The sequence below is a fragment of the Micromonospora sp. NPDC023956 genome, from assembly GCF_040639195.1.
Taxonomy (GTDB): Bacteria; Actinomycetota; Actinomycetes; order Mycobacteriales; family Micromonosporaceae; genus Micromonospora.
Genome location: NZ_JBEZZN010000006.1, coordinates 11,659 through 24,335, shown reverse-complemented (window position 1 = coordinate 24,335; position 12,677 = coordinate 11,659). Strand labels below are relative to the sequence as shown.

The following is a 12,677-nucleotide window of genomic DNA, read 5'->3' as shown; positions in this document are numbered from 1 at the left end:
GCGGTGGGGACGGGCGCCGGGCCCGTCCCGCTCACCGACACCGGACCGCCAGCCGTCCCGCTCACCGACGCCGGACCGCCACCTCGGGCGACGAGCTCTCCAGCGGTACGGCGTTCGCCGGCACCAGGCCGAGTTGCACGGCGGGACGGGGCAGGGTTGCGTCGAGCACCCAGTCGGCCCCCACCCGGGCGCGGTTGCCGGGCATCGCGAGCAGGTGGTAGCCCCGGGTGACCACCTTCGCCGGCAACCCGGACAGCGACACCTTGAGCGGGTTCGCGGCGGCGTCCCGACCGCCGAGGTCGACCACCCAGCCAAGGTCGTGGTGCTTGTACGGCCTGCGCCGGCCCTGCCCGTACGAGGCGGCGATGTTGTGGGCGACCAGTTTGCCCTGTCGCTGGGCGTGCTGCGCGGTCATCGCGCAGATGCCGCCCGGCTTGGTCAGGTCGGGTACGGCGGCGGCGTCGCCGCAGGCGTAGACCTCGGGGAACCCGGGGACGCCGAGGTACTCGTCGACCACCAGCCGGCCCTTCTCGGTGCGCAGCCCCAACTCGGCGACGAACGGGTCGGGGCGGACGCCGACGCACCAGACCAGCGTGCAGGTGGGTACGTAGTCGCCGTCGGTGAGCCGCACCCCGTCCGCGGTGGCCTCGGCCACCGAGGTGCCCATCCGCACGTCGACACCCCGCCGGGTGAGCACCCGATGCGCGGTCTCGGACATCCGCTGGTCCAGCTCGGGCAGGACCCGGGGGGCGATGTCGAGCAGCAGCCAGCGGGGCCGGATGGTCAGCCGGGACCGGGTCGCGGCGAGCTGGTCGGTGAAGAGCTGGCCGTGCGCGGCGACCTCGGTGCCGGTGTAGCCGGCTCCGACCACGACGAAGGTGGCCCTGGCCTGCTGCTCCGCCGAATCGGCGGCCTGCTCGGCCAGCTCGATCTGACGGATCACGTGGTCGTGCAGGTAGAGCGCCTCGGGCAGGCCACGGAAACCGTGCGCGTACTCGGTCACGCCGGGGATCGGCAGGAGTTTGTTGACGCTGCCGACCGCGAGGACCAGGCGGTCGTAGGCCAGGCGCCCCCGGTCGCCCTCGGGCTGGGTGAAGCCGACCCAGCGGTTGTGCAGGTCCACCTGGTCGGCCTCGCCGACGATCACCCGCACCCCGTCGAGGGTGCCGTTGAGCGGTACCGAGACCCGCTTCGGCTCGACCACCCCGGCGGCCACCTCGGGCAGCAACGGCAGGTAGAGGAAGTAGTCGGTGGAGTTCAGCACCACGATCTCGGCCCGGCCACGGGCGAGCCGGGCGAGGGTCTTCGCCGCGTGGTAACCGGCGAACCCGGCTCCCACGATCACCACACGAGGTTTCGTCATGTCCGGTGCCCTTCCCGCCGTCGACAGGTACAAACCTGGCAGATCAGGCGAATCTGCCGGCCGACGCGCCTCTGCCTCGGTTTCGCCGGTATCGGGTCGACGGAACGGCCCGGACCGCCCCGGATCAACGAAACGGAGTCGACCACCCCCGGCCGACCGGCCGACACCCGGGCCGACACCGCGCGCCGCCCCACCTGACCTGGGGAAACCGGGGCCCGAGCGGGCTGTGCAGGGCATCCTCGAACCGGGGGCGGCGCCCGGTGCCGTCCGCTGCCCCGCGCCCGGCCGCCGCCATTGGTGCCCGAAGGAGCGATCGTGCAGGTGCCCGACGTCAGTGTCGTCGTCCCGGTCTACGACACCATGCCGTACCTGCGGGCGTGCCTGGCGTCGCTGCTCGGGCAGACGATCGGCCACCGGCGGATGGAGGTCGTCGCGGTCGACGACGGCTCCACCGACGGCGGGGGGCGGCTGCTCGACCAGCTCGCCGCCCGGTACCCGGACACCGTGCGGGTGCGTCACCAGGCCAACTCGGGCGGCCCGGCGAGCCCCTGCAACCGGGGCCTGGAGCTGGCCGCCGGCCGGTACGTGTTCTTCGTCGGCTCCGACGACCGGCTCGGCCCGGAGGCCCTGGAACGCCTGGTCGCCGCAGCCGACCGGTACTCCTCGGACGTGGTGCTGGGCCGGGCGGTGGGCGTCAACAGCCGGCACATGTTCCAGGAGGTCTTCGCCGAGAGCCGGGTCGACGTGGACCTGTTCGACTCGGCGCTGCCCTGGTCGCTGGCGAACATCAAGCTGTTCCGCCGGGAGCTGGTCGAACGCCACCACCTGCGGTTCCACGAGGACATGCCGATCCTCAGCGACCAGCCGTTCACGCTGGCGGCCTGCTGCCGGGCCCGGCGGATCTCCGTGCTGGCCGACTACGACTACTACCACGCGGTACGTCGGCTCGACGCCCGCAACATCACCTACCGCAGCCGGCTGGAACAGCGGTTGCGCTGCGTGGAGCTGCTGGTCGACCGGGTGGCCGAGCTGATCCCGGCCGGCCGGCAGCGCGACGCGGTGCTGCGGCGGCACTTCGGCCTGGAGGTGGCCCACCTGGTCGGCGACGACCTGCCCCGGCTGGACGGACCGACCCGGGAACGGGTGTACGACGTGGTACGGCGGCTGGTCGGCCGCTACCTCACCGACGAGCTGCGCGACCGGCTCGACGTCGAGACGCGGATGCGGCTCTCCGCCGTCGGCGGGGGCGGCCTGGCCGACCTGCTCGCCGTGATCACGCAGGACGCCGAGCGGGGCGTCCCACCGACCGTCGTGGCCGGGGGCCGCTGGCACGCCGGCTACCCCGGGGTGGGGCTGCCCGCCTGGACCGACGTGACCGGGGTCCGCGCCGACTGGCTGGCCCGCCTGGACGCGGTCGCGGCGAGCTGGGAGGGCAACCGGAGCCTGACGCTCACCGCCCGCAGCCCCCATCCCGACCTCGCCGCCACCGTCGGTGGCCGGGTGCGGGTCCGCGCCGGCCGGATCGCCGGTGACACCCTCGACGTGACGGCCGACGAGCGGGGCAGCCTGGTGCGGGTCCGCTTCCCGGTGCACCGGCTGCTCGGCGGCAGTGTCCCGACCGGCCAGCGCCATCCGCTGCGGGTCGAGGTCGACGGCGCGGTCGGCCGGGGCAGCGCCGCGCTCCGCGCCCCCGGGCTGGCCCCGGTCCGGCCCCGGATCCGTCGGCACGGCACCCGGCTGTACGCGGTCACCACCAGCGTCGACGCCCGGACCGGGCACCTGGTGCTGGGGGTGGTGCCGGTGACCGCGGCCCGGCTGGCCGCCCGGCTGCGCCGCGCCGGACGGTGACCCGGACGGCCGCGACGCCCGGGGCGGGCCGGCGCGGCGGGCGGGGTGAGCGGTACCGTCGGGCCGGGACAGCGGAGTTCACCGACGGTGGAGGCGGTCACGGCCAGGGAGAAGGGACGCGCGCTCATCGCGTCCAACAAGAAGGCGCGCCACGACTACACGATCCTCAAGACGTACGAGGCGGGCATCGTGCTGGTCGGCACGGAGGTCAAGTCGCTGCGGGCCGGGCGGGCGTCGCTGGTCGACGCGTTCGCCCAGGAGCGCGACGGCGAGATCATGCTCTACGGGCTGCACATCGCCGAGTACGGCTTCGGCTCGTGGACCAACCACGCGCCCCGGCGCACCCGCAAGCTGCTGCTGAACCGGGTGGAGATCGCCCGGATCCTGGAGAAGCTCCGCGACGGCGGGGTGACCCTGGTGCCGCTGTCGATGTACTTCGAGAACGGCTGGGCCAAGGTCGAACTCGCCCTGGCGCGCGGGAAACGCTCGTACGACAAGCGGCAGGCCCTGGCCGAGCGGGACGCCAACCGGGAGATCGCCCGGGAGCTGGGCCGGCACCTCAAGGGCCGACGCCGGGGCCGGGACTGACCCGACCAGCGCCCCGGCCGATCCACGGAGCTGTCGACGTAGACGGTCCGGCCGGTCCCGGTCCCGGTCCCGGTCGCCGGGTCGGGACGGACCGGTGCCGGCTCCGTGCCGGTGCGCTCACCGGTCCGGCAGGGGCACCTCGAGGAAGGTCGCACCGCGCAGGTCCAGCCAGGCCCGGGTGGGCGCACGGACCAGGCGCAGCATCACCGCCGCGCAGGTGGGGCAGCGGGCCACCAGACCGGGCGCGTGGGAGAAGACGTGCAGTCCGCCCACCGCGCCGACCCGGCCGCACGACTCACACCGGCCGGTCGCGCCGCTGAGGTCCACCGCGAACACCTCGCGCAGCGGTCCGTCCAACATGTTGCCGTCCAGGTACGACATCCCGGTCATCCACCCTCCTCCTCCGGTGCCCGTCCGGCCGGACCGGTCGGCCCGGACCCACGCATCCCGGGCCGCTCGGCCGGGACCGCCGGCCCGTCGGACCGAACCGTTCGGCCCGGTGGGGCGCTTCGCTCAACCCGTCGGGCCGAACCGCTCGGTGCGTACCCGCCGGGCCGGATGGCCCAGGTCCACCAGCAGGTCCGCCACGGTCTCCACGAACCCGGTCGGGCCGCAGACGTAGCAGAGCGGCTCCAGCTCGGGCGGCCAGCCGTGGCGGTGCACGTCGGCCGGGCCGATCCGGTGCGGTTCGTCCCGCCAGCCGTCGGGCGCCTGGCGGGTGTAGACGTACGTCACGTCGAGACCCCGGTCGTCCCGGATCCGGCGGCGCAGCTCGTCGGCGTAGAAGACGTCCGCCGGGGTCCGCACCGAGTAGATCAGCCGGAACGGGGCCCGGTTGCCGGCGTCGCGACGGGCCCGGACCATCGCCGCCAGCGGTACCACCCCGGAACCGCCGGCCACCAGCAGCACCGGCGCCGTGGAGTCGGTACGCCAGACGAACCAACCGCCCACCGGGCCGCGCACCTCCACCGGATCGCCCTCGGCGTACACGTCGGTCAGGTACGGCGAGACCTCGCCGCCGGGCACCCGCTGGACGGTCAGCGCGATCCGGTCGTCGTCGGCCGGCGCGGCGAGGGAGTACGACCGGGCGGCCCGGTACCCGTCGGCGGCGGTGAGCCGGACGTCGACGTGCTGTCCGGGCAGGTGCCCCGGCCAGCCGGGCACCGACAGGACGAGGGTCTGCGCGGTCGGGGTCTCCACCCGGCGTTCCCGCAGCCGGGCCACCCGCCAGGTGAGCGGGACGCCCACCCGGCCGCCGCCTCCCCCGGCCGTGGCCACCTCAGTCGCCCTGGTAGCGCTGCTCGCGCCACGGGTCGCCGTAGTCGTGGTAGCCGGCGGTCTCCCAGAAGCCCGGTTCGTCGTCGACCAGCAGCCGGATGCCGCGCACCCACTTGGCCGACTTCCAGAGGTACAGGTGCGGCACCAGCAGCCGGGCCGGCCCGCCGTGTTCGGCGGGCAGCGGCGCGTCCGCGTACCGGTGCACCACCCAGGCCCGGCCGCCGCGCAGGTCGTCCAGGGGCAGGTTGGTGGTGTAGCCGCCGTACGAGTGGACCAGCGCGTACCGGGCGGCGGTGTCCACCCCGGTCAGCAGGGTGTCCAGCGAGACACCCTGCCAGGTGGTGCCGAGCTTGGACCAGCGGGTGACGCAGTGGATGTCGACCGTCGGCGTCTCCTGCGGCAGGCCGAGCAGCTCGTCCCAGGTCCACCGGAACTCCGCGCCGCCCTCGGTGGCCACGACGAACTCCCAGCTCGCCAGCTCGACGCGGGGGGTGGGGCCGGCGGAGAGCACCGGGAAGTCCGGGGTCAGGTACTGGCCGGGCGGCAGGTCCCCGCCGGAGGGCCGGGGCCTGCCCCGGAAGCCGGGCGACACGATTCCCACCGGTCAGTCGTACCACTCCGGCCGGCGACCGGGGCACCGTTCGCGCCGGCGGTCACCCGCCCGGCGGGCCCGCTCCGGCCGTCGTCTCCACCGGGCGGGAGGGGCGATCGCCGATGCCCGCCCGCCGGACACGTTGATCTGGAACCGGTTCCCGCCGTAGATTTGGGCACCATCAGTGAGGAGCGTGGATGCGGACCATCGACTGGCGGGACGGGCGGATCGTCGCCATCGACCAGACCCGGCTGCCGCACGAGGTCGAGTTCCTGGAGATCGAGACCATCGAGGCGCTGGTCGCCGCGATCCGGTCGCTGGCGATCCGCGGCGCGCCCGCGATCGGCGTGGCCGGGGCGCTGGGGGTGGCCCTCGCCGCCCGCCTGTACGGCGACGACCCGGCCGAGCTGCGCCGGGCCACCGACGCGGTCCGGGCGGCCCGCCCCACCGCGGTCAACCTCGCCTGGGGCGTGGACCGGGTGCGGGCCCGGCTGGACGCCGGCGGCCCGGAGGCCGCGCTGGCCGAGGCGCTGACCGTGCTGGAGGAGGACGTCCGCTGCTGCCGGGAACTCAGCGAGCGGGGCGCCCGCTGGCTGGTCGAGACGGTCGGGCCGACGGTGGCGGTGCAGACCCACTGCAACGCCGGGGCGCTGGCCACCGTCGAGTGGGGCACCGCGCTGGGCGTGGTGCGTTCCCTCCAGGAGCACGGCGCGCTGGGCCACGTCTACGCTGCGGAGACCCGCCCCCTCCTCCAGGGGGCGCGGCTGACCGTGTGGGAGCTGGCGCAGATCGGCGCGTCGCACACCCTGGTGGTGGACTCCGCCGCCGCGTCCGTCCTGGCTCAGGGGCTGGTCGACGCGGTCGTGGTGGGCGCGGACCGGATCACCGCCAACGGCGACGTGATCAACAAGGTGGGCACGTACCCGCTGGCCCTGGCGGCGGCGCGGGCCGGCGTGCCGATGGTGGTCGCCGCCCCGGAGTCGACCGTCGACCTGGCCACGCCGTCCGGTCGGGACGTCACCATCGAGGTGCGCGCCCCCGAGGAGATCACCGCCCTCGGCGCGGCGGCGCTGGCCCCCCGGGGCACCGGGACGCTCAACTACGCCTTCGACGTGACCCCCGCCGACCTGGTCACCGCGATCGTCACCGAACGCCGGATCATCCTGCCGGCCGCCGGGGGCCGCCCCGACGACCCGATCGACCGGTCCTGACCGGGCGGCCCACCCCGCGACCGGCACCGGCCCGTCCGGTCGTGAGACGGGACGGGACCGGCCCGTCGACCCCACCCCGTCGAACCGGCCGCGACCGGCCGGTCGCGACCCACCCCGCGAGGAGCCACCGTCATGCTCAACCGCTGGTCCGCCGCTGACGCCCCGGATCGGTCCGACCCGGTCGCATCCCTCGTGTACGCCTCCCGGCTGCTCGGCGCCGACACCGGCCTGGTGCTGCACGGCGGGGGCAACACCTCGGTCAAGACCACGGTCACCGACCTCACCGGCGAGCCGGTGGAGGTGCTCCACGTCAAGGGCAGCGGCTCCGACCTCGCCACGATGGACGCCTCCGGCTTCACCGCGCTGCGCCTGGCCCGGCTGCGGGCGCTGCTGCGGCTGGAGCGGCTGCGCGACACCGAGATGATGAACGAGCTGCGCTGCGCCCGCCTGGACGCGACCGCTCCGGACCCGAGCGTCGAGTCGCTGCTGCACGCGCTGCTGCCGCACCCGGCGGTGCTGCACAGCCACGCCGACGCGCTGCTCACCCTGACCAACCAGCCCGAGGGCCGCCGGCTCGTCGAGGAGGTCTACGGCGACAGCGTGGTCGTCGTCCCGTACGTGATGCCCGGTTTCGACCTCGCCCGGGTCTGTGCGGAGCTCTTCCCCACCCGGTCCCACCCGGGCACCGTCGGGATGGTCCTGCTCAACCACGGCCTGTTCACCTTCGGCGCGGACGCCGAGGAGGCGTACCACCGGCACATCGAGCTGGTCGGGCGGGCCGAGGAGCGACTGGCCCACCGGAGCGCGCCGCCCCGGGCCGCCGCCCCGGCCGGGCCGCGCCCGGCCGACCGGGTCCGCCTGGCCCGGCTGCGCCGGGAGATCTCCACGGTGGCGGGGGCCCCGATGGTGCTCAGCCGGTACGACGACCCGACGGTCCGGGCGTTCGTCGAACGTCCCGACCTGGCGGCGGTCGCCAGCCGCGGCCCGGTCACCCCGGACCACGTGCTGCGGACCAAGCGCGTCCCCCTGGTCGGCGCCGACGTGGCCGGATACGCCGAGGAGTACCACCGGTACGTCGCCGAGCACCGGGAACGGGCCCGCGCGGCGCTGACCGTCCTCGACCCGGCTCCCCGGGTGGTCCTCGACCCCGACCTGGGTCTGCTCACCGCCGGCCGGCGGGCGGCCGACGCCCGGATGGCGCAGGACATCTACCGGCACACCATCGACGTCATCGAGGCGGCCGAGGCGATCGGCGGCTACCGGGCACTGCCGGCGGGTGACATCTTCGACGTCGAGTACTGGGAACTCGAACAGGCGAAGCTGCGGCGCGGCGGCCCGATGCCCGAGTTCGCCGGCGAGGTGGCGGTGGTCACCGGGGCCGCCTCGGGCATCGGCCGGGCCTGCGCCGAGGCGCTCCAGGCGCGCGGGGCATGCGTGGTGGCCCTGGACCGGGACCCGTCGGTGACCGAGACCGGCGGGGTGGCCCGCCTCGGCCTCCAGGTCGACGTGACCGACCGGGCGGCGGTGGACGCGGCGCTCGACAGCGCGGTGGAGCGCTTCGGCGGCGTGGACATCGTCGTCGCCGCCGCCGGGATCTTCCCGGCCAGCCAGGAGATCGCCGGGCTGGAGCCGGAGGCGTGGCAGCGGACCATGGCGGTGAACGCCGAGTCGGTGGCCCACCTCTTCTCCCGGACCCACCCGCTGTTGGCGCTGGCGCCCCGGGGCGGCCGGGTCGTCGTGGTCGCCTCGCGCAACGCCCTGGCCCCGGGGCCCGGCGCGGTCTCCTACTCCGCCTCGAAGGCCGCGGTGGTGCAGGTGGCCCGGGTGGCCGCGTTGGAGTGGGCCTCGGACGGCATCCGGGTGAACGTCGTGCACCCCGACGCGGTCTTCGACACCGGGCTGTGGACTCCCGAGGTGCTCGAGGCGCGGGCCCGGCACTACGGGCTGAGCGTGGCGGAGTACAAGCGACGCAACCTGCTCGGTACGGAGATCACCAGCGCCCGGGTGGCCGACCTGACCGCCGCCCTGTGCGGCGAGACGTTCGCGGCCACCACCGGGGCGCAGATCCCCGTCGACGGCGGCAACGAGCGGGTCATCTGACGGCGGGTCACCACCGGAGCGCGGGCGGGTTGGCCCGTCCGCGCTCCGGTGGCGTTCACCGCCGTTCGATGACCTCCCGCGTGCCCGGCTCGGCCTTGCGGGTGGCCCGCAGACTGGTCAGCGTGACGATCACCAGCACCCCGATGATCACGCCGAGCGAGGCCAGCGTCGGGATCTCCGGCACCCCCGACCAGATGCCGTGCGCCCAGTGCAGGCCGAGCTTGACCCCGATGAAGGCCAGGATGACCGCGAGGCCGTAGCTGAGGTGCACCAGCCGGCTGAGCGCGGCGTGCAGCACGAAGTAGAGCGCCCGGAGCCCCAGCAGGGCGAAGGCGTTGGTGGCGAAGACCAGGTACGGGTCCTCGGTGATGCCGTACACGGCGGGCACCGAGTCGACGGCGAAGACCACGTCGGTGGCGAGCACCGCGACCACGACCAGGGCCATCGGGGTGAGCGCCCGCCGGCCGTCCTTCAGCCGGGTGGTCAGGTTAGGGCCGTCGTACTCGTCGGTGACCGGCATGAACTTGCGCAGCAGCCGCACCGACCGCATGTTGGCGATGTCGACCGTCTGCTCGTGGCCGGAGACCGCGTCGCGCAGCAGCTTGACCGCGGTGGCGAGCAGGATGATCGCGAAGAGCAGGAAGGCGAAGTCGAGGGTCTGCAGGGCCGCCGCGCCGAGGGCGATGAACACGCCCCGCAGCACCAGCGCACCCGCGATGCCGTAGAGCAGCACCCGCTGGGCCAGCGCCGACGGCACCGCGAAGGCGGCCAGCAGCAGCATGAAGACGAAGAGGTTGTCGACCGACAGCGACTTCTCGACCAGGTAACCGGTGAGGTACTCGACGCCCTGCTGGGAGCCGTACCGGGACCAGACCCAGCCACCGAAGGCCAGCGGCAGGGCGACGTAGAACGCCGACCAGCCGAGCGCCTCCTTCATCGTCACCTCGTGCGGCCGACGGGTGACGACGAAGTCGAGCACCAGCAGGACGAGCACACCGACGAGAGTGACCGCCCAGAGGGTCGGCGTGCCGACCGAGGACAAGCCGGCGGACAGGTACGTGATATCGCTCATGGAGCCTCCTCGAACACCATTCCATGTTCGAGGTCTCCTTCACCCACCGTTCGTGGGCAACCACCCGAGGCCGCTCCGGGCGGCCGTACTGACCGGAATGGTTCGTGGGAAGTACTCCCCTCGTGAGGGCAAGGTTAGGTCAGCCGTCCGGGGCCCGCCACACCAGGGACGCCTGGCGTGTCGCGGCCCGTACGACGGCGGTGACCAGGTTCACGTCCAGGTCGGTCATGCAGGCCGGACCGGTCGGGTCGAGCGGGCAGCACGCCCCCCACCAGCAGGGCTGTTCGGTGATCGCGGTGGCCCGGCGGTACGGGCACCCCGGCAGTCCCTGGAGGTCGGCGCCCCCCACGCCGTAGCGGCGGGCGTCGGTGGGACCGAAGAGCCCGACGGTCGCCGCGCCCGCCCCGGCGGCGAGGCGCAGCGGTCCGGTGTCGGGGCCGACGACGGCGCCGCCCCGACGGGCCACCGCGGCGAACTGTCCGGCGAGGGTGGGCAGGTCGCCCCGGGGCAGCGGCACGCCCGGCGGGGCGTCGTCCGCGCCGACGGTCAGGACCGGATGCCCGAGGGCGGCGAGCCGGCCGGCGAGGGCCCGCCAGGAGCGCTCCGGCCACCGTTTCACCGCCATGCCGACGTCGGTGACCAGCACCACCGGCCCGGCAGCCGGTCGCCGGCTCGGGTCGACCAGCCGGCCCACGCTCTCCTCCCCGGCGACGCGGGCCGACGCGGGCAGGTGCACACTCACCCGCGCAGGCAGGTCCGCGCGGGTGAGCAGCCCTTCGGCGTGCAGCAGGCGCAGGTAGCGGGCACCGACCGGCTCGTCCGGCGGCGGGCGGCGCCACAGGTCGGTGACGCAGCGGGCACCCGAGGCGAGCAGCAGCTCCGGGATGCCGTCGTAGCGGGTGGTGGTGACCGCGAGGTCCGGCCGCCGCGCGGCGAGCGCCTCGACCACGGCCGCCCGCTCCGCGCCGGGCCGGCCGTGCCGGGGGGTACGCACCTCGGCCACCGCCGGGTCGACGCGGAGCAGCTCGGCACCGGGGTCGTGGGTGAGCACCCGCAGCCGGGCGGTCGGGTGGCGGCGGGCCAGGCCGTGAATCGACGGCAGCAGCATGAGCAGGTCGCCGAGCCCGCCGAGCAGGTCCACCACCAGGATCTCGGCGTACCGGTCAGTCATCGGGCCGGCCGAGCAGTCGCCGGTACAGGTCGCGGTGCGCGGCGGCGACCCGGGGCCAGGCGTACCCGGCGGCCAGCGTGCGCCCCCGCTCGCCGAGCCGGCGACGCAGCACCGGGTCGGCCAGCACCCGCCCGAGGGTGACGGCCAGGGCCTCGCTGTCCCGACGTCGCGGGACCACCGCCACCGCGCCGCTGCGGTGCAGCCCGTCACCGCCGTCGTCGGGCACCGTGACCACGGTCGGTCGGCCGTGGGCCAGCGCGGCGAGCAGCGCCCCGCTCTTCAGGGTCACCCCGGCGGTGAACGGCAGCACCACCACGTCGGCGGCGTGCAGGGCCGCCGAGACGCGCTCCGGAGGCAGGTACCCGGTGAAGGTGACCGCGTGGGCCACCCGGTGCCGGTGCGTCAGCGCGGTCAGCTCGTCCCGGAAGGCGTCGGCCTGCGCCGCCGGCAGGGCCTGCGAGGTGAACCCGCCGGCCACCAGCAGCCGCAGGTCGGGATGGTCCCGGCAGAGCGCGGGAAGGGCCGCGATCAGGTGGCGGATGCCCTTGACCGGATGGACGAACCCGAAGAAGACCAGCAGCGGCGCGCCGGCGGACAGTCCGAGCTCCGCCCGCAGCCGCCGGCCGGTGGTGGTCGCGCCGGGCTGGTCGGTCACGTTCGGCGCCAGCGGTACGTGCACGGTCGGCACCCCGGTACGGCTCCGGACCACCGCGTCGTGCCCCTCGTTGGTGACGACCACCGCCGCGCTGGCCGGCACCAGCCGTCCGGTCTCCCGGTCCCAGAGCCGGGCGCGTTCGAGCAGCGACCACAGGGGGCCGGGCAGCCAGCCGGGCACCGCCCACCAGCCGTACTCGTGCACGGTGGTGACCAGGGGAACGGTTCGGGGCAGCCGGAACGGCAGCAGACCGGGCAGACCGGAGAACCGGTACGCCGAGGGGGCGAACTGGACGTGCACCAGGTCGACCCCGAGCCGGCGGACCTGCTCGGCGGCCCGGCCGGTGGCGGTGAGCCAGCGCAGGGGCGACCGACCGGCCGGACGGACCGGAACCGGGGTGACCGCCACCCCGGCCTCGTCCAGCGCGCTGACCAGGTGCGTGACGTAGTCGCTGACGCCGTCGCGGTCGGCGGGGGCCGGGCCGTGCGGCATCGCCACCCGGATCCGGTCGCTGCCGGCCACCACGCCGTTCCTCCCCCGTCGCCGATGTCCTCCCCGACCCGCCAATCTCCCCGGGTCGCCCCGCGGATGCGCCACCGGGGCAGGCTGTCTTCCCGACCGCCCAGCGGAAAAACCCCACCGGGCTGCGGTCGCCGCCGCGCACGCCGGCCACCGGCGACGGTCGAGCCGGCGCGCGGGCGGTCACGACCGCCCGGACGCGAGGCGGTCACGACCGCCGGACGGGCGCGGGAGCGGGAGCGAAGGTGGTGGCGGGCGGACGTGCGGGCCCCTACCGGGG

General features: G+C 75.1%; 11 protein-coding genes. 4 read left to right on the top strand and 7 right to left on the bottom strand.

What is annotated here, in order from left to right:
- Positions 1-61: 61 nt before the first annotated feature.
- On the bottom strand, positions 62-1,363 hold the full coding sequence (locus tag AB0F58_RS13975) for an NAD(P)/FAD-dependent oxidoreductase (protein WP_357142468.1): 1,302 nt from the start codon (positions 1,361-1,363) through the stop codon (positions 62-64).
- A gap of 315 nt (positions 1,364-1,678) precedes the next feature.
- Between AB0F58_RS13975 and AB0F58_RS13970 the strand changes: the two genes are divergently transcribed.
- Entirely contained in the window at positions 1,679-3,211 is a 1,533-nt protein-coding gene (locus tag AB0F58_RS13970) for a glycosyltransferase (RefSeq protein ID WP_357142467.1), read from the top strand.
- An 87-nt stretch (positions 3,212-3,298) separates the two neighbouring features.
- Positions 3,299-3,799, top strand: coding sequence for an SsrA-binding protein SmpB (smpB, locus tag AB0F58_RS13965; RefSeq protein WP_357142466.1), 501 nt, complete (start codon positions 3,299-3,301; stop codon positions 3,797-3,799).
- A gap of 117 nt (positions 3,800-3,916) precedes the next feature.
- Here the strand turns inward: smpB and AB0F58_RS13960 are convergent, their stop codons facing one another.
- The 3 genes from AB0F58_RS13960 to AB0F58_RS13950 form a co-directional block, all read right to left on the bottom strand.
- Entirely contained in the window at positions 3,917-4,189 is a 273-nt protein-coding gene (locus AB0F58_RS13960) for a DUF6510 family protein (RefSeq protein ID WP_357142465.1), read from the bottom strand.
- A 123-nt stretch (positions 4,190-4,312) separates the two neighbouring features.
- Positions 4,313-5,047, bottom strand: a complete 735-nt coding sequence (locus tag AB0F58_RS13955; protein ID WP_357142464.1) for a ferredoxin reductase — start codon at positions 5,045-5,047, stop codon at positions 4,313-4,315.
- A 31-nt stretch (positions 5,048-5,078) separates the two neighbouring features.
- Positions 5,079-5,669 carry a sulfite oxidase-like oxidoreductase gene (locus tag AB0F58_RS13950; protein WP_357142724.1) on the bottom strand — a complete coding sequence of 197 codons (591 nt, stop codon included), beginning with the start codon at positions 5,667-5,669 and terminating at the stop codon, positions 5,079-5,081.
- 197 nt (positions 5,670-5,866) lie between these two features.
- Here AB0F58_RS13950 and mtnA point away from each other — a divergent pair, with 197 nt between their 5' ends.
- On the top strand, positions 5,867-6,880 hold the full coding sequence (gene mtnA, locus AB0F58_RS13945; protein WP_357142463.1) for an S-methyl-5-thioribose-1-phosphate isomerase: 1,014 nt from the start codon (positions 5,867-5,869) through the stop codon (positions 6,878-6,880).
- Positions 6,881-7,012: 132 nt separating this feature from the next.
- A complete protein-coding gene (locus AB0F58_RS13940) occupies positions 7,013-8,980 on the top strand; it encodes a bifunctional aldolase/short-chain dehydrogenase (protein WP_357142462.1) in 1,968 nt (655 codons plus the stop codon).
- 55 nt (positions 8,981-9,035) lie between these two features.
- On the opposite strand, the gene AB0F58_RS13935 is transcribed toward AB0F58_RS13940, so the two are convergent.
- The 3 genes from AB0F58_RS13935 to AB0F58_RS13925 form a co-directional block, all read right to left on the bottom strand.
- Positions 9,036-10,052, bottom strand: a complete 1,017-nt coding sequence (locus tag AB0F58_RS13935; protein ID WP_357142461.1) for a TerC family protein — start codon at positions 10,050-10,052, stop codon at positions 9,036-9,038.
- Positions 10,053-10,191: 139 nt separating this feature from the next.
- Entirely contained in the window at positions 10,192-11,223 is a 1,032-nt protein-coding gene (locus AB0F58_RS13930) for a glycosyltransferase family 9 protein (RefSeq protein WP_357142460.1), read from the bottom strand.
- Positions 11,216-12,403, bottom strand: coding sequence for a glycosyltransferase (locus AB0F58_RS13925; protein WP_357142459.1), 1,188 nt, complete (start codon positions 12,401-12,403; stop codon positions 11,216-11,218). Before AB0F58_RS13925 ends, AB0F58_RS13930 begins: the two co-directional genes overlap by 8 nt.
- Positions 12,404-12,677 lie beyond the last annotated feature (274 nt).